The following is a 19410-nucleotide window of genomic DNA, read 5'->3' as shown; positions in this document are numbered from 1 at the left end:
CGGGCCACCGGCTGACGGGGTTGCCGCAAAGACTGCAACGGCTCCCTTGTTACGGCTAGCGATTGCCCCGCGGCGCCAAGCGTGCGGTTCGTTTGGCTAGGTTTGCGGTACGCGCGAGAAGTTACGTCCCGTCGACAACGGCCGAGCATTGGGTTAGCGTTTGCGGGTTGTTCATCGGTTGTTCCGTCGCACCTCGACTTTCGTTCTTCGCCACATCATGTCGACTTTCGCTCCGCCTCGCTGGCGTCCGCGCCGTGCCGCGATTATCGGCATTGGCCTGTTAGGCGGTTCGGTCGGTCTAGCCTTGCGGCGTGCCTGGCCCGATCTGCCCGTCGTCGGTGTCGCGCGAAATCAAGCCACTCTTGCCGCTGCGTTGGCCATCGGCGCCGCCACGGAAGTCACCGACGATCTCTCATTCGCTTGTCGCGATTGTGATCTTGTCTTGGTCGCCACTCCCGTCGATTTGGTCGCCGCGGCGGTTTGCCAAGCGGCCGAGGTCACCGCCGCAAATGCGTTGATCACCGACGTGGGCAGCACCAAAGCGAAAATCGTGGCAGCCGTGGCGAGCGATTCGCGAGCCGCCAAGTTATTCGTCGGTTCGCACCCCATTGCTGGCAGTGAAAAAAGTGGGCCACAGCACGCCTCGTCCGACTTGTTTCAGGGACGCCTGGTGGTGGTCACGCCTGGGCCCGATACATCGCCTTCCCTAGTCGAGCGGGCGACCGCTCTATGGAGTCAATTCGGTGGCCGCGTCACGCTCGCCTCACCGGCGGAACACGATCGGTTATTGGCCGCCACCAGTCACCTCCCTCACTTGGTTGCTGCCGCCATGGCCGCCTTGCTACCACCGGAAGCCGACTCCTTCGCGGGCTCCGGCTGGCGTGATACAACACGGGTGGCGAGCGGCTCGGCGGAAATCTGGTCAGCCATCTGCTTGGATAACGCGGTTGCAATCGAACAAGAACTTCAGCGAATGATCACTCAACTCCAACACTTGCGGTCGGCCGTTGCGGATGGTGACGCCGCGGCGATCGAACAACTATTGGTGACCGCTCAAGCCAGTCGCAATCGCGTTAACGCTCAACTCTCTCCGTCCCCTGCGTCAAATCAACTCAACTCATAGGCTTTGGAAGACTCATGCCCCTCTGGCAAATCGACATTCACCCCGCGGCCGGCCAACTGAATCGTGATAGCCAACGCGCGTCGGAGGAGATTCACGAACTGGGGCTGGGGGACGACTTGGAGGTCGAAGTCGCTCACGGATTTCTCATCCAAGGTGACTTACAACTCGCCGATGTTAAATCGCTAGCAGCCACGTTGTTGGCCGATCCGGTCAGTGAGCACGCAGTCGTCGCTGAGGTTGGCGATCCCATTCTCCAATCGTTGCCCGTGCACAGCCTGACCGCAACTGCCGCTTCCGCAGTTGCAAATGAGCCGCGGCGAGAAGCCCAGTCCTCTTGGACGATCGTGAATGTGTTTCCCAAAGCGGGCGTCATGGATCCGGTGGCTAACAGCACGCTGTCGGCGGCCCACGACGCTGGTTTCGCCGTGGATAGCGTCCGCAGTTTGCGCAAATATTGGTTGGGGGCAATGCCAGCCGATCGCTTGGACGCGGTCTGTCGTCGAGCGCTCTCCAATGACTCGGTCGAACAAGTTGTGATCGGTCCGCTGCAACTCGATCGTTTAGGAGCCGGCACGCCTTATTACTTTGAGTTAAAGACCGTCCCGCTTCTCGCCGCGGATGATGCCCAGTTGGAGCAGTTGTCGAAATCACAACAGCTTTATTTGACCCTGGTTGAAATGCAGACCATCCAACAACACTTCCAACAACTGGGCCGCAATCCGACCGACATTGAGCTCGAAACGATCGCACAAACTTGGAGTGAACATTGCAGCCATAAAACACTGGCTGGGCGGATTGAGTACCGTGGTCCCGGTTTGCATGGTGAACCTGAGGCCGACCATCGTCAATACGATAATATGTTAAAGGAGACGATTTTCGCCGCTACTCAAACGTTGCGAAAACAATGGGGTGATCAGGATTGGTGCGTTAGCGTCTTTTCCGATAACGCCGGAGTGATCCGCTTTGACGATGATTATAATGTTTGTTTCAAAGTGGAAACACATAATCATCCATCCGCGCTTGAGCCTTACGGTGGTGCCAATACTGGCATCGGCGGAGTGATCCGCGATCCCATGGGGACCGGTTTGGGCGCCAAGCCAGTCTGTAACACCAACGTGTTCTGCTTTGCTCCTCCGGAAACTGCCGCAGATTCGCTTCCTCCGGGCGTGCTCCATCCGCGCCGGGTAATTAAAGGGGTGGTGGCGGGTGTGCGTGACTACGGCAATCGTATGGGCATCCCCACGGTCAACGGGGCGGTTTATTTTGATCGTCGTTATCTCGGCAATCCGTTGGTTTATTGCGGCAACGTGGGCATCATGCCACGCGACAAATGCTTCGGTGCGGCGCAACCTGGCGATGCGATCGTCGCTTTGGGTGGCCGCACCGGACGTGACGGGATTCACGGGGCAACCTTTTCCTCTGCGGAATTGACCAGCGAGAGTGAGTCATTGTCCGGAGGCGCGGTGCAGATCGGTAACGCCGTGCAAGAAAAGATGGTCCTCGATGTGTTGCTGCGTGCTCGGGACGAGGAACTATACAGCGCTGTGACTGACTGTGGTGCGGGTGGATTTTCCAGCGCCGTCGGCGAGATGGGTGAGGAGATTGGCGCGGAGGTGTGGCTCGATAAATGCCCACTTAAGTACGAGGGGCTTTCTTACACCGAGATTTGGATCAGCGAAGCTCAAGAGCGGATGGTGCTTAGCGTGCCACCCGAAAACTGGGATCGCTTGCAGGAGCTTTGCGCTGGCGAAGGGGTCGAGGCAACGCAGATTGGCCGCTTCGTGCCCGGTCGTCGCTTGTCCTTGATGTATCAAGGACAGATTGTCGGTGATCTGGCGATGGAGTTTTTGCACGACGGACGGCCACCGATTGTTCGCCAAGCCGTTTATCATCCCGCCGCCACGGCACCCCTGGCTGTCGATACGCTCGCTCCTGAAGAGCATGTTGAGACCTTGCGGAGTATTTTGGGTTCGCTCAACGTGGCCAGCAAACACTGGATCATTCGTCAGTATGATCACGAAGTCCAAGGTGGCAGCGCGATCAAACCGCTGGTCGGCCCGCTCTGTGATGGTCCAGGTGACGCCGCCGTGGTCCGCCCCCGTCGCGACAGCCATCGCGGCTTGGTGATCTCCTGTGGTATGAATCCGCATTTTGGTGATTTCGATACCTATCATATGGCCTCCAGCGCGATTGACGAGGCGATGCGGAATGCCGTTGCCGTCGGAGCCGACCCGTCGCAGATCGCCATCCTTGATAATTTTTGCTGGGGTTATACTGATCGTGCTGAGACCTTGGGTTCGCTTGTGCGTGCCGCAATTGCCTGCCAAGATCTCGCGTTAGCGTTCGGGACTCCTTTCATCAGTGGTAAAGACAGTCTCAATAATGAGTTCTCTTTCACCGATCAAGCGGGCGAAAAGCAGACGATTGCGATTCCACCAAGTTTGTTGATCAGCGCGATCGGCCAAGTCGATGATGTTCGCCATTGTGTCACGATGGATCTCAAGGAGTCGGGCAACTTGGTCTACCTGATTGGACAAACCAAGGCCGAACTTGGCGGCTCGCACTTTTCAATAGTCCGCGGGCTTGAGGGGGGCGAAGTTCCACGCGTTGACTTGGGCACAGCCCCGAAAATTTTTGCCGCCATGCATCAAGCGATCGTAGCCGGGCTGGTGCGAGCCTGCCACGACCTCAGCGAAGGTGGCTTGGCAACGGCGGCGGCGGAAATGGCCTTTGCCGGCGGCTTAGGTCTTGAAATCGATTTAACAGCGGTATGTGCGGCTGCTGGCTTAAACCCTACAATGGTGATGTTCAGCGAGTCGAATTCGCGGTTTCTCGTGGAGGTTCCCCAGCAACATGCCTCTCAGTTTGAGGCTTGCTTCGCTGATTTGCCTTGCCACAGCATCGGCCGAGTTAACGAAACGGACCAATTGACATTCCGCCACGCTGACGAACTGCTGCTGCGTGACGACATCAATCAATTGAAGGTGGTTTGGCAATCACCGCTGAACTGGTAAGACCAAGTTGACTTTTCCGCCCAGCACGAAACTCTGGAACTCAGACTGATGTTAACTTTTCTATTGGCCGTTTGCTTATTGAGTCCGCTCGAGGAAACCACCAGTTGGCCCGCATTCCTCGGTGCTGGTGCTCACGGCGTCGATGCCTCCGGCTTGCCGCTGACCTGGACTCCGACGGAAAATGTGGCCTGGACCCAGGATATCGCCGGGCACGGCCAATCGAGTCCCGTCGTTTGGGAGAATTTTGTTATCGCGACCACGGTCGTCGGTGATAACAAAGAGACTTACTACGTGCTGTGTTTCGATGTGACCAGTGGCGAGCAGCTGTGGAAAGTGGAGTTGGCCAACTCGGTACCCGTCAAGAACAGTGTCTATGTCAGCCGCGCGGCGCCGACTCCCGTTGCCGATGGTCAGGGCGTGGTCGCCTTGATGGAAAGTGGTGACGTAATCGCGATTGATTATCAAGGCGAGGTTCGTTGGCAACGCAAGTTGGTTGACGATTTTGGACCGTTTGAAAATGAGTTCGGTTTGGGAGCTTCGCTCTGTCAGACCGCTGATCATGTTTTCGCCCTGCTCGAGCACAGCGGCCCTAGCCATTTGGTTGCCTTGAGCAAAGCGACTGGTGAGACGGTCTGGCAAGCAGAGCGTTCACCGCGTTCCAGTTGGAGCTCGCCAGCGGTCGTGATTGTTGATGGTAGCCCTCAGATCGTGGTCAGTTCAGCTGGCTCGCTCGACGGTTATCAAGCTGACACCGGCAAGCTGCTTTGGTCGAACCAAGAAGTCGGCGGTAACACTGGCACAACTCCCATGGACTTGGGCGCAGGGCGTTTTCTCGTTGCCGCTTCACCAGGGCGCACGGGAGAAAATGCCGAAGCTGCCGCCCAATCCAACGGCATGTTTCAAATCGTTGCCGATGGTGATGGCTTTAAGGTCGAGCGGCGTTGGTTGGCTGATAAGGCCACCCCCAGTTGGGCTTCGCCGATTTTTCACCAAGGTCTCGCTTATTGGATCAATCGCACCGGAGTCGTTTATTGCTTTGATGCTGAGACTGGCGAGACCGTGTATACTGAACGCACGCGACAATCATGCTGGGCGACACCTTTTGCGGCTGGCGATCGGATTTACTTATTTGGTAAAGATGGTTTGACCACCGTGCTCGCGGCAGGTCGTGAGTACAAAGTTTTGGCCGAAAATCTGTTGTTTAACGCAGAAGATTTGGCTGATGCTGCTGCCGGACAAGAAGAGTCGACCGAAGAGCGGCGACGGGCCGCGGCGATGTTCTCAGGACCGACTGTTTACGGCTACGCGGTTGCTGGTGACCGATTTTTGATCCGTATCGGACAAAAACTGTTCGCCGTGAGCCAATAGTTGCTTTTAATTTCGCACCGGCAGAGTGATGGGCGAGGCTTGCGTCAGCTGGCGCGTACTCGCTCACTTAACGGATATGATTTTCTTTTTTTAACTTGAGAGCAGGACAAACAGAAATGGCTGGATCAGAACGCGCCCGAGAAATTCGTCGTCGTCGCACTCGTCGTGAGAAAGTGGCTTATTGGACCAAGAAGGCTGAGACCGCGGGCCCGGCAGAAAAAACTGAGATCGCCCGTAAATTGCGTCTGCTCACCCCAGGGGCCGACGTGATTATCAAACGGCTCGGCCTCTGAGCCTCGCTCGTTGAGCGTAAGCACTGCTTTCTGATTGCTCTACAAAGTACACCGCCGCGGAACAATCTGAGGCTCCCGGCGGTCCGCCTTGGTTGCTCGCAAAAAGAACAACCGGAAGGTCGCGGATCTAGCTTATTTTACAAACGGATTGCTGCGAATTCCGTTATCGAATGGAGACGTGGTGGTAGCATCATTCTCCTCCTTCTTCACCGTTTTTGCTGGACGCTGCGAAGGGGTCGAAGCACTCGCTTCGCCCACCGCCGCCGGTCCGCTTGGTGTCTTGAAGAACGGATTATTACTTTCCAGGCCGGGAATCGGCGCCGGCGTGTCGCTTGCACCCTGGTTCTCAGTGGTGCTACCAAAATTCAGCAGATTCTGCCAATCTGTGGCAGTCGCCTCCGGATCGTTGCCGCGGGGTGCAAGCTGTCCTGCTGAGGTTTGCAGTTTGTTCATCGCATCAGCGGGGAGCGCCACGGTGAGCCCCACCAGTGTGATCACTGTAAAGATGACTGTGACGATCGTGCCGATCACGGTGTGCACAAGGTACACGCCGAACGATCGGAGTGGATCCATTTTCAATAACAAGCATAATGACCCAACCGCCGCGGTGAGACCGCCGGCGAGCGAGCCCCAGGGACTCGGATCGGAACTTGATAGCGTGACTGCCGCACTCCCCAAACCGCTGCATAGTCCGCAAGACCATGCCACAAAAGCTGCGTATAAAAATCCAATTTGCTCTCCGCCACAAGCGCTGACGGCAAATTTCATGACCATCGCTTGTATCGTTGTTACGAAGGCCAGCACTCCAATTCCGATTGCAATGAAGCCGACGATCCACATCGTGGACATTTCTTCGGTTGCCAGTGATTCCATCGTTTCGATGCTCGCTCGTCGCAGAATTGATTGATTGCGGAAGGATTCCCGGTCGACCCTCGCTGGACGGAACTAACGATGAATCAGCCGTCCGCACAACCGTAGCTCACTTTCTGCGCGGCATTTGTAAGAATTGTCAAATCGGGGTCGGCGTTTGGGAAAACAACGATTCAAACAATGCTCCCGGTTGTGAGCTTTGTGTAGGTACTTGAATGAATCGCGCGGGCTGGTGGAGGGTGATCGTCCCGTAATTGGGCTGGCCCAAAGCGATTGCCGCGTCGTGCGTAATCATGCGAAGTAGCTTCTCGGGGGCTAGTCTCGCAAAATTATTCGCCACGAACACAGCCTCCTGCCAGATCGACAAACAGGGGTTGCTTGCTCTGGAATCAGTGCCCAAGACGACTCGCACGCCGCGCTCCAGCATTGCCAACAACGGATAAGCCGCGTGGCGAAAATAATGATGTGTGCGCGGGCAGTAGACAATGCTCATCTGCGGTTGATTGGCGATGCGATCGATCTCGCTGGTCGTCAAGTAATTGCCGTGAATCACTAAACTTCGCGGCGCCATTGCCAAGATTTCCAAATATTCGCCAATCCCCCGAGCTTGTGGGAACAGCCCTTCTCGCCAAACGCCTACTCGCGTTAACACCTCGCGAAAAAGGCCAGTGCCGTTATGAAGTAGTTCCAATTCCTCAAGACTCTCAGCTAAATGCATCGCGACTGGCAATCTCCGCTGTGCTGCTTGCTTAACGGCCCAGCGGACCAGTTCCAGCGGTGTGGAATAAGGCGCATGGGGGCTGTATCCCGCCAACCAAGTCGTCGCCTCGGAAGTCCGCTGCGTTAGTTCAGCGGCCGAGTTGACATCCACAGTCGAATCGACGAGTCTTTCGGTCCACTGTTGTGCGTGCTGCTGTGCCGCTGCTGAAAATCCTAACACTTCGGCAAAGCGGATTACGTCAGGCCCCGTACGCGATTGATTGTCAACTGCCTCGCTTAAGCGCACTCGCCAGCTCTCCTCCAGCCAGGGGCGAGTGGCGATCTCACCAATGAGCCCCACTCCCGCGACGTGGCTCTCGGCTAAACCAGCCAGCAAACTAGCGGTTCGCTTTTCCAGCGATTGATTTGCTTCCGCCCGATGAGCAATCACCCTCCCAATCCACGTGGGTAGCGGCATCCCAGGCGTTCCAATTGGAGTCTGCAGATCTGAGAATTCCAAGTGAGTATGAGCATTCACCAGGGCAGGTAGAATAGCCACATCCCCGAAATCTCGGTGTGGATGCGGGGGCTTGCCACGACCAATTTCAACGACCCTTCCATTGCGGACTCGAACCCAACCATTCTCAATGGCTGCACTCGACACCGGTACTATCCAGCGGGCACGATAAACTTGTTCTCTCGCTGCCATGATCGACCTGTAAATCTCTCGATGCAATCTCAATGTTTCCGGAAAAACTAACGAGTCTCACACTACTTTCGCGACGTTTCTATAATCGTCCCCCCGCTACCGTTGCCGCTCAATTGATCGGCAAGGCCATTCTAGCAAGAGCCAATGATCGTTTGATTGGCGGTGTGATTGTGGAAACTGAAGCCTACTTATCCGAGCAAGATCCCGCGTCGCACAGCAGCCGCGGGCTGACGACTCGCAATCAATCGATGTTTGCCCAACCTGGGACTCTCTATGTTTATTCAATTCACGCAAAATATTGTTTGAACGCAGTGACTGAACCGGCGGGTGTGGGCAGCGCCGTCTTAATTCGAGCAATCGAACCGCTGTGGGGCCTCTCAGAAATGGCGGCCCGCCGCGGGCAGCAGGAGTTGCGCAAGCTTTGTCGTGGGCCAGCCATGCTTTGTCAAGCGTTGGCGATCGATAAACAACATGACGGCATCGATCTGTGCCAGCGGGACACAATCTGGATCAGCAACTTAAACAAGTTGCCAAAGTTCACTATCACCCGCTCACCAAGGATCGGCATCCGCCACGCCGCCGATTTACCACTAAGATTCTTCGTGGATGGCAACCAATTCGTCAGCGGTAAAGCCGGTTTACATACCCGGCCAAATCGACATCGTTTCCTGCCCGAGTAACCTCGCTCCCCTTCCAAGATCGCTCCCCTCGCCCCTGAGGAACGAAGGGGAGAGGGGCTGGGGGTGAGGGGCCGACCGCGCAAAGACTACGTTAAAATCTTAACCCTCTAACCTTACAACTAACCTAATCTCCCGCCGCCCAAACAGCCAATTGTTCGCGAAAAATCTTGCTGTTGTGCCGAATGTCGACAGGTAACCGTTGAGGATAAATCCTCAGATCCTTAATCGCGGTAGTCAGCGGGTGGCTCTCAGCCAACTTTGTCAACTCGGCGATCAACTGCTCTGCTGCGCCAGCCTGCTTGGCATCCCAATCTTGCTGTGGTTCGACGATCAGCACTGGCTGTTGTGCGCCCGCGGGGCCGATTCCCACCAGGGCGGAGCGATAGACCTCCGGATGGGTGTTGAAGATCGCCTCGCAAGGAACTGTATAGAGGGTTCCCGACGTTGTTCGCACGCGATGTGATTTCCGACCACAAAACCAGAAGCGATCTTGCTCATCTAGGTAACCCACGTCTCCCATCCGATGCCACACCCGCTCCCCATCGGAAACTTTGTGCAGGGCATTCTGCTCAGGACGGGTGACGTATTGCGACGTCACCACCGGGCCGCTGACCATCAACTCGCCAATTTCCCCTCGTGCGACCTCGCTGGTATCTGACATGTGTTCCGCCGGGCCATCGTGGATCGATATCACCTTCCATTGAATTTTATGAAACCGCGACCCGACGCAAGTCCCTTTCCCTTGCAAACTGGCAGCCGCCGTTTCCTCCAATACGGTACGTGATTCAATCGAAGCAATTGGCAACGCTTCGGTGGCCCCATAGGGAGTGAAAATCTCCGCTTCGGGATGCACAATTTGCCGCAGCGCAGCGAGCACGTCGGGCGGCACCGGAGCCCCGGCTGAGAGCACGCGTCGTAAACTATTCAAGCGATTGCCGGTTTGCAGGCACCATCGCGAGACCGTATTCCAAAGCGCTGGTGACCCAAACGCCTGGTCGGCTTCCCACTGATCAACCGCTTCCAAAATCCGCTGGGGATTCACATCGGCGGGACGCGTCGGATCCATGTCGGGAATGATCGTGGTCACTCCCATCACGCAATCGAATAAACCAAACAGGGGAAAGCAGGCGAGATCGCGACTGCCTGGGCGAATCTGATAACGCTCGCGAATTAAATCAATTTGATTGTTGAAAATCTGATGCGTGTATCGCACGCCTTTTGGCGGACCAGTGCTGCCAGTTGTAAAAATGACCGCCGCGTCGTCGCTTTCGCGACTCGGCGATAACGTCAGCTCCGCTCTCCCTAATTGCTCAATTTGCCGCAGCGTTCGCCCGCCCCAAAACAATCGCCGCCCCACCGTCACATTAAACCGTGCTGCGGGAAACTTGCCGCGTAACAGCGTGCGGATGGCTTGCGCCTTGGGGATTGCCATAAATCCGTCGGGGCGCGCTTCGCGAAGGCAACGAATTAGATGCTGGCGGCCCATCCCAGGGTCGACCAGCACGGGCACGCAGTTCGCTTTCAACAGCGCGAACGTCAACTGAATGAACTCAGCACCAAAAGGGACTGCCAAGACAATCCGCATCCCCGGTTGCACGCCCCAACGAATCAGCCCACGAGCAATCTGATCCGACTTGCCGTCCAACTCCTCAAAGGTGATGCCACGGTAATCCCGACTTCCATCGCTTCGCGGCGGACCAGCCGCTTCGACGATCGCTAGCCCGGTAGGTGTCAGACGAGCCGTGCGGCTGAGCCGGGCGGCGACGTTCTGGTTCGGCTCTGTGGTCACTTACACTCCTGCAAAGTTTCGCTCGCCATCGAGGGCGGTTAACATCACCGCCGCCAAGTCGATTCCCAACGCCCGTTCGGCACCTTTCCAACCCGGTACCGCATTGACTTCTAATATCTTGGCAATCCCATCTTCGCAATCAATGGCATCAATGGCCGCGATTCGCAAGTTAAACTCCCGAGCAATCCGCAATGCCATCTGGCGTTGTTCCGCTGTCGGTTCGATCGCCTTACACTCGGCACCTTGTGAAACATTCGTCTTCCAACCTTTCGCCGCCCAGCGTTGAATGCCAAACACCTCTTCCCCGATCACCAACAGACGCGTGTCGGATCCTCCGGGTGATACAAAGCGTTGCAGATAAAGCACCGCATTTAACTGTTCCAGAACAGAAAATGAGTACCAAGCTACTTCGCGATCGATCAGCCGTGTGACTCCCCGCCCTTCGCCACCAAATAGCGGTTTGCTGATCACATCTCCGCCCAAGGCATCGAACGCATCCATCGCTTCGCGACGCGATTGTACCACGCGAGTTTCCGGTACCGGAAACCCCAACAGCGCGATTCTGGCCAACGTCCGATATTTATCAATCGCCCATTCCATGCCGGCCGGTGAGTTCACGACTGACTGGCCACGTTCAACCAACGAGTGCAGGATGCTTAGCCGCAGCGTGATTTGTTCCAGTGAACCGGCAGGCATGGTTCGCACTAAGATGTGATCGAACCGGCTAACATCGAGGTCCCCGCCGTCGGCACTGTTGATCGCGCTGACTTGTTGGGTGCCAGATTTTTCAATGCCCACCCTCAGCGACTCATAACGGGCCCAGCAGATTTCATCACCGCCCGCTATCGCAGCTTGCCGAAGTCGCTCGGCGTGCCAACCTTGATCAGGTCCTAGAGCCAGTATCCGACGACTCAAAACGGGGCTCCCATGTCTGGCTGGTAATTACAAGAGTTAGCGAACACGTTTAGATTGACTTGACCAAAGGTGCGTGTTAAACCGCTGCGAACGTTTACAATCTCCACGACTGCGGGACTGAATAGCCCTGGATCGACTTGATAAAAATCATACTTATATGCTTTGAAAATCTCAGCAAAAGGACGGCCGTAGTCGCTGCTGGCGCTGCTGGGGATCTTGGGTCCCAATTCATCAATCTGTGACTGCTCGAGGTCAACCCAGAGCGTCACACGTCCGGCATATAAGATGGCATCATTTGTTTGGCCGATCCCCTGGACCATGTCTGTCGCGACGGGGGGAAGCGGAGCCACGCCATACCCACTCACCACGGATGTGGGTGACAGACCCACCGCGTGCATCTTATGCATCGCCGTTTCGACGCTGCGGGCGACAACTTGCACAATGCCAGCCAGCGAGGTGACCGGGGCAACGCACAGCGTAATTTGGTGGGTGGCAACGCCGCATTGCTCGGCGATCGTTTGAATGACTTGCTCGCCAGGAAGCTGAGATGTTTCCAGCACCCCGACCACGCCAAAGTCTCCCTTCGTATTCTCACCCGCCGGTTCGTGCAGTTGTAGTTCGGTCAGCATCTCCTCGCGGCCACGCGTCAAACGCATCGGCCCACTACCCATGGCAAAAAAATCATCGGCTTGCACTGGCCATCCCGCATACTGGCCGCCGAGGCAAGCCCACAGGGGATGATCCGTGCTTACCTCAACCATCAGGCTGCCACCATCATTGTTTGGTTGGCCACCGGTCAGGGTAACATGGGCTAGATCGGCGAGGCAAACGCGAGCTAACTGGCAGCCCGCCTGCAGCCCGCCGGGGCTGTTGATGCCAAAATCGATCAGCCTCGCGCCGGCGACGGAAGTGACTCCCAAACGTAGCCTCTCAGCACGCGTCACCAGCGTGTCACAAAGTGTCTTGGCCAGTCGATTGAGTTGCATAATCGTAATTAGAAAAGGAGTTATTTCGGATATTTTTTGATTTGCGCGGCTTCGACAGCCGAACTAACCTTGCTGTCCGCCCAGGTGGACCTAAAATTGACTTAGTCGGGTCACTGCTTGTCAGTGCCCACTTTCCTCCGGTCGTCCGTAGGCAGAGGGATCATTATTCGGGTAGGCCTGGACCAAACTAGAGGCTCGTGCTGTAGCACGCCCGGTCCGCGTCTTTCTCCCAGCGGCTCCGCTTTTGCCGCCTGCGATCGGAGGTTAATGTTTTCCGGCCGTGCTTGGTAACACCGAGCACGGCCGGTTTTTTTTACTTGGTGGTGCTGACCAAGTGATGTATAGCTCGCTCAGCCATGCGACGTTCGCATTTCCATTTGCTGACGCATAAAGCCGAGACCCGCTTTGGCCAATTCCATTTCATCGTCGAACATCCGCCGCCAAATTTTTGTGGCCGCGGCCAGCTCGGGCAGGGCCAAACCAAAGGCTTCAATCATCAACCAGCCGTCATACCCGATTCCACTGATGGTGTCGAAAGTCTCTTGCCAGCGGATGTTACCCTGCCCCGGTGTGCTACGGTCGTTCTCGCTGATGTGGATATGAAACAGCTTGTCGCCACCAGCGCGGATGGCCGCTTGAATATCTTTCTCCTCGATGTTGCTGTGGAACGTGTCGTACATCATTCCGCAGGCGGGATGATCGACTTCGCGCACAAATTTAGTGGAGTCGGCATGCGTGTTGAGAAAATAGCACTCAAACCGATTGAGACATTCGACGGCCAACTTCACACCGACTTGCCCGGCGTACTCAGCCACCTCTCGCATGCTGTCGACGCCCCATTTCCACTCGTCATCGGTTCGGCCTTGACCGCTGAATTCACCCAGAGCCGAGTGATAAGGCCCGACCAACGTTTGCACACCGGCGGCCGCACAACAATCCAACGTGCGTTTGTTTAACTCAACTCCCTTGGCACGCACGGCCGCGTCCGGCGAGATCGGGTTGTCCTCGGCATTGCGAACGGTCACGGCGGTGCGTTCCAAGCCCAGGTCGTCCAGTCGTTTGCCCCAGCCAGCATAGTCCAAATCAAGGTTGAAAATCGGGATTTCAATGCCGTCGTAGCCAACAGCCTTGAGCCGCTCCAGCACTGGCTGCAACGTGTCCGACAGCTCTCCAGTCCAGAGCAACAAGTTCATGCCGTACTTCATTAGTTTGGTCTCTCATCGGAGTTGGGGGGAGTCAGTAACGCATCGACTCGCAAACCGACACGTCTGCGGGCAGATTCTAACCAAGGTACCAGCGTTTGTGGTAAAGCGGGCAACTTTACCCGCGCCATGACTTGGTTGAGCCGAAACAGAAGTGTGTCGCCAGCGAGGTAATCATACAAGAACTGGGCAGCAATAAAGTGGGGGACCAGCGTGCGAATGCGTTCGCCGGTGAGCTCTTGCGGGGCTCGGCTGGTAGCTCTCCGGGAACGACCAATGATGGTCATCACCGTCTCGGAAACGAACTCGGGGCACGCCGCGGAAAGCGAGCGGTAATAACGTTCAGCCAAGCTGCAGTCCCCGCGGATCAGCTCCGCGTCGAGCAAAATCTCCACCAAAATGTGCCCTAGAAAGCTTGGCCGAAAGCCCGCGTCATTGGCCAGCAAGTCACGAAGCTCCACCGCGAATTCTAAATTCAGTTCGGCAAACGCCAGCGTGCCGTGGAACCAGCGATCGTCGTGGTGATGCTGGATGACACCGCGTGCCAACTCTCGCACGCGCTCGTCCTGGGCTGTCAGCAAGCCCTCAGCACCCTGTGAGCGGGCACGCACGCGACGATCGACAACCGAAAGCCAGTCGGGCGTCGAAGTCCCCGCCACCCAGTAGGGCGAATCGAGATCGGCCAACGCGTGTGCCAGATAGTTCAAACCGAGTGCTCGCTGTTCGCCGGCCTGAGGGAAACGAGGCCGCTTATCGCGCCGCGCGGATGTCGTCCATGTTGCGCAACTGGTAATCGATCCCGACGTAGTCCAAAACGCGGCAGAGACCGCGCAGGGCAACGCCAAAACCATCGGGCCCGCTAAATCCGCCGAACTGGCCGCCGCCCTTAACGTGCGGCTCTAAGTCCAAGAACACGCCGGGGACGTCGCGGGCCCGCATCCGTTGTTCCAACTCGGGCAAGAAGTCACGGAAATCCCGCAAAATTGCCTCGTGGCCACTATCTCCTTCGTCGGCCGGGACGAAATGCTCCAGCGAAGCCTCGTCCACATGCTCCACGCGACCACGCGGGTTGGGGTCGTGGTAATCCTTGATGTGCAACCATCCCAGGCCGTTCTTCATCGCCAAGTATTGGCTGTAAGTTTCGTCAGCGGAGAAACCTTGCGTCACAATGTTGGCGGCGTCAAAAATGGTCAACATCGCGGGATGATTTACGCGTTGATGCAACTCTGCTAACAACTCACCGGTCTGGCCGACTAGGTTTGCTTCGACTTCCAGCCCGAAAGTTAAACCCCTTTTCTCGCAGACTTCGGCAATCTGCCCCAACTGATCGCAAACTTGATCGAGATGGTCTCGCGGATTGGTTCCCTTAGGGTGATAAAAGGCGAACCCCCGCAGCAGCTTGCTGCCGAGTGCTTCGGCGCGATCGCAGGCCGTAACCACATCTTGCTGCAAATACTGGGAAAAAGGCACGTAGCGATTCTGCGTACCGTCATCCACATCGCAAAGTTTGACCTTGCCGATCGGAGATCCAATCGAACTGACACTCAAGCCATATTCGGATTGCAACTTCTTGACTTGCTCGATTTCGTCATCGGTCAAAGCCATGACGTTTTTAATGCCGTTACCGACATCGATGAAGCGAATCGAATAATACCGCAGACCAACAGCGGCGAACGCGGCAAATTGCAATTCCGCCCGCTTGTCATTGGCCGATTCATCGGCGAATCCAGACAAAATTACCGTGGGACTTGCTGCTGACATGGAATTCAATCAAGGGTTGGGGGTTCCGGGTAATGAACAGTAATCACGCTGTGCAATCCACCTCGCGGTGTCCAACGACTCTCGATCGTGGCGGACCTTGGCTGGACGACTGCGACAAAGTCGTCCATGATGCGGTTAGTCACCTGCTCGTAGAAGATGCCTTCACCGCGATACGCCTGAAGGTACATCTTTAAACTCTTTAGCTCGACGCATTTTTCCCCCGGCACGTAGCGAAATACAATGGTGCCAAAGTCTGGCTGACCCGTTTTCGGGCAAACCGAGGTAAACTCGGGCGCGTTGTGCTCGATTGTATATTGGCGGCCCGGCACCGGGTTTTCGAACGTCTCAAGAATCGTTTTATAATCATTGCTCACGATGAATATTCCGTCGTTGGATACAAAATTGTCGCAGGCCGAATCCGCAGCGCGTGGCCCCACGCGGCTGCGTGTTAGCGAGTGTTTCGTTAGTCGGCAAGGGGAAGGTTCACTGACCGGCACAACCAGCAGTTTCATTCGCCTCGATGGCTGTAATCTACGCTGTTGGTTTTGCGATACACCTTACGCTTCATGGAACCCCGATGGCAGCTTTCAAAGCATGGACGAGGTGGTCTCTTGGGTAAAACAGGCGGGCCCAAAACATGTGGTGCTGACCGGCGGCGAACCGCTGCTGCCCCTTCAAGTTGTAGCCCTCTGTCAACAGATTCAGGAAGCCGGCTTGCACTTGACGATCGAAACTGCCGGTACCATCGATCGACCCGTGCGGTGCGATCTACTCTCCCTCAGTCCCAAGCTGAGTCGTAGTGCCCCAAGCCTCCAACACTTTACCAAACATGTTCCGGTGATGGCCGAACGTTGGATCGCAGCACACCATCGACGTCGTTGGCAACCCGAAGTCATCGCCAAATTGATTGCCCAAGCTGTCAATTATCAGGTCAAATTTGTGATCGATCATCCGGACGAGCAACCAGAGATTCTCACGGCCGTAACGGAGTTGAATGTCCCCGCAGACCATGTCTGGATTATGCCCCAAGCGATCACGCCTGAACAGCTAGCGGAGAAAAGTGATTGGGTCAGCCAATGGAGTAAAACTCAAGGGTTCCATTTCTGCGATCGAGCGCACCTCAAATGGTACGGCGCGAAACGAGGAACCTGAGTTGCTTGGCCTGTTCGCCGCGACTCGCGGAATGCTAACGTCAAAACGTCTATTCTGTTTCGACGACTTCTTCCTTGACTCGCTGGACAAAGTGCGGCGACTTGCCACCCTTGCTCAATTCTTCCGCTTTCTTGTCAGCTTCGTCTTTTTGGTCAAACTCAAAGACGGAAACTCGCTTGAGGTTTTGACTAAAGACACCCCAGTAGAGCTTCATGCGGACATCCACCGCCACTTTGGGTTTGCGTTTGGTGGGAGTCTTTCTCGCCGCCTTCTTCTTGGGCGAGGCGGCTAACGCCTCAGCGGCCTCCGCTTCGGCACGGAGTTCCTTGCGATTGACGACGCGACGAGCCATGGATACTTGCGACCAATAGTAATAAGGAAAGTCGTTGACGAAATAACGCTACGCTGACATTCTATCGCGTCTCCCTCCCCCTGACCACCACACCAGCGACTGCGGTTTCGCCTTTCTCCCCCGCTAACCCTCTTTTTTCTGTTCAAGCAGGTGACTTTGCCGTCCAGCCCGATAACTAGCCTCATCCGGCAGGTCGCTCTTGACCCGCTCACCACGAAATTCCGCCAACAAACGCTCCAGTATCGGACGGCACCAACCGCAGCCTGTCCCCGCACCACCACACTCACTGATCTGACTGGCTACTCGAGGACGTTCTACGCGGATGAAATTCTCCACCTTCCGCCGGGTCACATGAAAACAAAGACACAATTCGCGATCCGCATCAGAACTCATTTTCGGCCACCGACATGGCAATCCGACAAGCGTCCAAGTAATCCTGCAGATTCAACCGCTCCGCCGTGGTGTGCACGTCTCGCTGACCACAACCCAGCGTTACTGCATGAATGCCGTGCCGATACAACCAGTTGGCATCGACTCCGCCGCCAGCCATCGCCGACACCGGCTCGCGACCCAACTGGGTGACTGCTGCCTTCGCTGCCAGCACGCTGGCCGAGTCGTCCGGCAAACGAAACGAGTCATAATCCAATTGCGAACTGAACTGCACCGAGCCCACCACACCTTGAGGCGACTTGACCTCCTCAGCCGCCGTCGCAAAGGCAGCCCGAAAGGCTTCCACAATCCGCGTTCGCATGTCGCTGTCATGGCTCCGCGCCTCGGCTCGCACGAGCAGCTCGGGCAACACTACGTTGGTCGCTTCACCACCGCTAATGACTCCCACATTGGAAGTGCCCATCCCGCCACCCCGCTCAACTCGCCCCAGCCAGCCGTCGCGATACAAACTGGCGATCGCCAAGGAGGCAATCGTGCCAGCGTTGACGCCCTCCTCCGGGGCAATGCCAGCGTGTGATGCCTTGCCGGATATGTTGATCCGCATCCGCTCGCCGCCCGTCGCGCCCACAACCAATTTGTCGACGGTACCACCATCAAAGTTCAAGGCTAAGTCGATCGGTCCCAGGACCTGAGGGTCAAGATTGCGAGAGCCTTGTAAACCGATCTCTTCCTGTACGAAAAAACACAACACCAGCGGCGAGTAAGGCCGGTCTGATTTCAGCAATTCTAACGCCGCAGTCAAAATAGCCGCGACACCAGCCCGGTTATCGGCTCCCAGTCCAGTCGACGGATCGGCCGAGCGAACATGCTCGCCCTCGCGGACAGGCTGACAGCCAACGCAAATCGGGACGGTGTCCAGATGGGCGGACAACAGCACTGTGGGGCCCGGTTTCGTCCCCGGGATGCGAACAATCAAATTGCCCACTTCGCCAGGTAAATTTGTTCGCGTGTGTGCGTCATCGAGCAGAATGTCGTCGGCTGGCACCCCGGCGGCTCTTAATTCTCCAACAACCGCCTCAGAAATTAAACCTTCCTGACAACTTTTGCCCGGAATCGCCATCAACTTCATCACCCGCTCAATTGCCTGTTCCGAATCAATTTGCATCGCTGTGTTCCGCCTTCATAACTAGTACCCCACTTCGTGAGCTCAATGATTCAAATTAAAATCTTTCAAATCAAACCGAGACGCCTCCCCCGAACTTCACTTCGCAAGTCGCTGATTCTCAGGTTGATCTGATTCTCAGGTTGATTCCACGAAAAAACTACACTTGCGGAGCAATATCGGCCTCATCGACTAACGGCAAATCGTCCAAACTACTAACGCCCAGTAAATTCAGCAATCGCGTCGTGGGATAATAACAAGCCACAGGTTTGCCCGCCCCGCGATCCTCTCGTCGCACTTCCAACAGCTCACGACGCACCATCTGGTTGATCACCGCGGCTGAATCTTTGCTGCGCTGATCGGTGATTTGAACAGACGTTACTCCGGGCTGATAAGCCACCAGTGCTAGCACGTCGATCGCCGCTTGCGTCAAGCGGGTTTCACGAATCTTACCATAGAAAGCATCACGAATCGGACGCATCGCATCGGCTAATCCCAGCAGCAATCCGCCCCCCTCGCGACGCCAAATTCGATAAGCATGGCCGGCTTGCTCGTATTCGACATTCAACACATCGACCAGCTCTTCGACCTCAGCGGCGGAAACGCCTCGCATTGTGCGGGCGATCTGCGCGGCAGTTAATAACTCGTTGTCCGGGTGACCAACAAACAAAGCCGCTTCGACGATCGCTTGCGGAGTCACGTTTCCATCGGTGCCGAGCTCGGAGGCAATCCCCACAGCAGGCTCCCGCGATGCGGTTGATTGTTCAAAGTCATCGTCATCCCCCTGCCCCGCTTCACCCCGCTCTGACTCCGGTTGCTCGGGTGACTCCGGCAGTAACCCCGACTCGACCATCGCCCGCGCATAAGCCGCGCCGAGATCCTCCAGCGAGTATCCTTCTTCCTCGCTTTCAGCCTCCTCGGGCAGCTCTTCCTCGGCGCTCATGA

General features: G+C 56.3%; 19 protein-coding genes. 6 read left to right on the top strand and 13 right to left on the bottom strand.

All coding sequences use genetic code 11. From position 1 onward, the window contains the following. The first annotated feature begins 217 nt into the window (after positions 1-217). From SH139x_RS14275 to SH139x_RS14260, 4 genes are all read left to right on the top strand, one after another. Positions 218-1123 carry a prephenate dehydrogenase gene (locus SH139x_RS14275; RefSeq protein WP_488355865.1) on the top strand — a complete coding sequence of 302 codons (906 nt, stop codon included), beginning with the start codon at positions 218-220 and terminating at the stop codon, positions 1121-1123. 14 nt (positions 1124-1137) lie between these two features. Next, positions 1138-4137, top strand: coding sequence for a phosphoribosylformylglycinamidine synthase subunit PurL (gene purL / locus SH139x_RS14270; protein ID WP_488355864.1), 3000 nt, complete (start codon positions 1138-1140; stop codon positions 4135-4137). A 48-nt stretch (positions 4138-4185) separates the two neighbouring features. Further along, the gene (locus SH139x_RS14265) at positions 4186-5505 is read left to right on the top strand and encodes an outer membrane protein assembly factor BamB family protein (protein WP_488355863.1); all 1320 of its coding nucleotides are present in this window, start codon (positions 4186-4188) and stop codon (positions 5503-5505) included. Positions 5506-5621: 116 nt separating this feature from the next. Next, on the top strand, positions 5622-5798 hold the full coding sequence (locus tag SH139x_RS14260) for a DUF6800 family protein (RefSeq protein WP_488355862.1): 177 nt from the start codon (positions 5622-5624) through the stop codon (positions 5796-5798). Positions 5799-5930: 132 nt separating this feature from the next. On the opposite strand, the gene SH139x_RS14255 is transcribed toward SH139x_RS14260, so the two are convergent. Together SH139x_RS14255 and SH139x_RS14250 are read right to left on the bottom strand one after the other, a co-directional pair. Beyond that, the gene (locus tag SH139x_RS14255) at positions 5931-6671 is read right to left on the bottom strand and encodes a hypothetical protein (protein ID WP_488355861.1); all 741 of its coding nucleotides are present in this window, start codon (positions 6669-6671) and stop codon (positions 5931-5933) included. A 136-nt stretch (positions 6672-6807) separates the two neighbouring features. Then, entirely contained in the window at positions 6808-8076 is a 1269-nt protein-coding gene (locus SH139x_RS14250) for an amidohydrolase family protein (RefSeq protein ID WP_488355860.1), read from the bottom strand. 32 nt (positions 8077-8108) lie between these two features. Between SH139x_RS14250 and SH139x_RS14245 the strand changes: the two genes are divergently transcribed. After that, complete coding sequence (locus tag SH139x_RS14245) at positions 8109-8756, top strand: DNA-3-methyladenine glycosylase (protein WP_488355859.1); 648 nt, start codon at positions 8109-8111, stop codon at positions 8754-8756. 124 nt (positions 8757-8880) lie between these two features. Here SH139x_RS14245 and SH139x_RS14240 read toward each other — a convergent pair whose 3' ends face one another. The 7 genes from SH139x_RS14240 to queF form a co-directional block, all read right to left on the bottom strand. Continuing rightward, positions 8881-10545 carry a fatty acid CoA ligase family protein gene (locus SH139x_RS14240; protein ID WP_488355858.1) on the bottom strand — a complete coding sequence of 555 codons (1665 nt, stop codon included), beginning with the start codon at positions 10543-10545 and terminating at the stop codon, positions 8881-8883. Then, positions 10546-11460 carry an ATP-grasp domain-containing protein gene (locus SH139x_RS14235; protein WP_488355857.1) on the bottom strand — a complete coding sequence of 305 codons (915 nt, stop codon included), beginning with the start codon at positions 11458-11460 and terminating at the stop codon, positions 10546-10548. Further along, positions 11457-12446, bottom strand: a complete 990-nt coding sequence (gene mch / locus SH139x_RS14230; protein WP_488355856.1) for a methenyltetrahydromethanopterin cyclohydrolase — start codon at positions 12444-12446, stop codon at positions 11457-11459. Before mch ends, SH139x_RS14235 begins: the two co-directional genes overlap by 4 nt. Before the next feature lie 350 nt (positions 12447-12796). Beyond that, a complete protein-coding gene (locus SH139x_RS14225; RefSeq protein WP_488355855.1) occupies positions 12797-13651 on the bottom strand; it encodes a sugar phosphate isomerase/epimerase family protein in 855 nt (284 codons plus the stop codon). Beyond that, positions 13651-14355 (bottom strand): hypothetical protein, encoded by a 705-nt coding sequence (locus SH139x_RS14220; RefSeq protein WP_488355854.1) that lies wholly within the window; start codon positions 14353-14355, stop codon positions 13651-13653. Before SH139x_RS14220 ends, SH139x_RS14225 begins: the two co-directional genes overlap by 1 nt. 43 nt (positions 14356-14398) lie before the next feature. Continuing rightward, positions 14399-15409, bottom strand: a complete 1011-nt coding sequence (locus SH139x_RS14215) for a sugar phosphate isomerase/epimerase family protein (protein WP_488355853.1) — start codon at positions 15407-15409, stop codon at positions 14399-14401. Between the two features lie 5 nt (positions 15410-15414). Continuing rightward, positions 15415-15783 carry a preQ(1) synthase gene (queF, locus tag SH139x_RS14210; protein ID WP_488355852.1) on the bottom strand — a complete coding sequence of 123 codons (369 nt, stop codon included), beginning with the start codon at positions 15781-15783 and terminating at the stop codon, positions 15415-15417. A 1-nt stretch (position 15784) separates the two neighbouring features. Here queF and SH139x_RS14205 point away from each other — a divergent pair, with 1 nt between their 5' ends. Then, a complete protein-coding gene (locus tag SH139x_RS14205) occupies positions 15785-16561 on the top strand; it encodes a 7-carboxy-7-deazaguanine synthase QueE (protein WP_488355851.1) in 777 nt (258 codons plus the stop codon). A 49-nt stretch (positions 16562-16610) separates the two neighbouring features. Here the strand turns inward: SH139x_RS14205 and SH139x_RS14200 are convergent, their stop codons facing one another. The 4 genes from SH139x_RS14200 to scpB form a co-directional block, all read right to left on the bottom strand. Continuing rightward, the gene (locus SH139x_RS14200) at positions 16611-16913 is read right to left on the bottom strand and encodes a hypothetical protein (protein WP_488355850.1); all 303 of its coding nucleotides are present in this window, start codon (positions 16911-16913) and stop codon (positions 16611-16613) included. 123 nt (positions 16914-17036) lie between these two features. Further along, the gene (locus tag SH139x_RS14195; RefSeq protein WP_488355849.1) at positions 17037-17306 is read right to left on the bottom strand and encodes a (2Fe-2S)-binding protein; all 270 of its coding nucleotides are present in this window, start codon (positions 17304-17306) and stop codon (positions 17037-17039) included. Further along, positions 17296-18468 (bottom strand): M20/M25/M40 family metallo-hydrolase, encoded by a 1173-nt coding sequence (locus SH139x_RS14190; protein ID WP_488355848.1) that lies wholly within the window; start codon positions 18466-18468, stop codon positions 17296-17298. The genes SH139x_RS14195 and SH139x_RS14190 overlap by 11 nt, the downstream gene beginning before the upstream one ends. Before the next feature lie 157 nt (positions 18469-18625). Next, a complete protein-coding gene (scpB, locus tag SH139x_RS14185; RefSeq protein ID WP_488355847.1) occupies positions 18626-19408 on the bottom strand; it encodes an SMC-Scp complex subunit ScpB in 783 nt (260 codons plus the stop codon). Between the last annotated feature and the right edge of the window lie 2 nt (positions 19409-19410).

The organism is Kothea flammea, from assembly GCF_052161645.1.
Classification (GTDB): Bacteria; Planctomycetota; Planctomycetia; order Pirellulales; family Pirellulaceae; genus Laterigemmans.
The sequence above is the reverse complement of the archived record's forward strand: the minus strand, read 5'-3'. Positions and strand labels throughout refer to the sequence as shown.

Bases quoted from the DNA above. Each gene is read 5' to 3' on its own strand.
- SH139x_RS14195 (WP_488355849.1), bottom strand. From the start codon at position 17,306: ATGAGTTCTGATGCGGATCGCGAATTGTGTCTTTGTTTTCATGTGACC.
- SH139x_RS14245 (WP_488355859.1), top strand. From the start codon at position 8,109: ATGTTTCCGGAAAAACTAACGAGTCTCACACTACTTTCGCGACGTTTC.
- scpB (WP_488355847.1), bottom strand. From the start codon at position 19,408: ATGAGCGCCGAGGAAGAGCTGCCCGAGGAGGCTGAAAGCGAGGAAGAA.
- SH139x_RS14205 (WP_488355851.1), top strand. From the start codon at position 15,785: ATGAATATTCCGTCGTTGGATACAAAATTGTCGCAGGCCGAATCCGCA.
- SH139x_RS14190 (WP_488355848.1), bottom strand. From the start codon at position 18,468: ATGCAAATTGATTCGGAACAGGCAATTGAGCGGGTGATGAAGTTGATG.
- SH139x_RS14265 (WP_488355863.1), top strand. From the start codon at position 4,186: ATGTTAACTTTTCTATTGGCCGTTTGCTTATTGAGTCCGCTCGAGGAA.
- mch (WP_488355856.1), bottom strand. From the start codon at position 12,446: ATGCAACTCAATCGACTGGCCAAGACACTTTGTGACACGCTGGTGACG.
- SH139x_RS14255 (WP_488355861.1), bottom strand. From the start codon at position 6,671: ATGGAATCACTGGCAACCGAAGAAATGTCCACGATGTGGATCGTCGGC.
- SH139x_RS14260 (WP_488355862.1), top strand. From the start codon at position 5,622: ATGGCTGGATCAGAACGCGCCCGAGAAATTCGTCGTCGTCGCACTCGT.
- SH139x_RS14200 (WP_488355850.1), bottom strand. From the start codon at position 16,913: ATGGCTCGTCGCGTCGTCAATCGCAAGGAACTCCGTGCCGAAGCGGAG.
- SH139x_RS14215 (WP_488355853.1), bottom strand. From the start codon at position 15,409: ATGTCAGCAGCAAGTCCCACGGTAATTTTGTCTGGATTCGCCGATGAA.
- SH139x_RS14225 (WP_488355855.1), bottom strand. From the start codon at position 13,651: ATGAAGTACGGCATGAACTTGTTGCTCTGGACTGGAGAGCTGTCGGAC.
- purL (WP_488355864.1), top strand. From the start codon at position 1,138: ATGCCCCTCTGGCAAATCGACATTCACCCCGCGGCCGGCCAACTGAAT.
- SH139x_RS14275 (WP_488355865.1), top strand. From the start codon at position 218: ATGTCGACTTTCGCTCCGCCTCGCTGGCGTCCGCGCCGTGCCGCGATT.
- SH139x_RS14250 (WP_488355860.1), bottom strand. From the start codon at position 8,076: ATGGCAGCGAGAGAACAAGTTTATCGTGCCCGCTGGATAGTACCGGTG.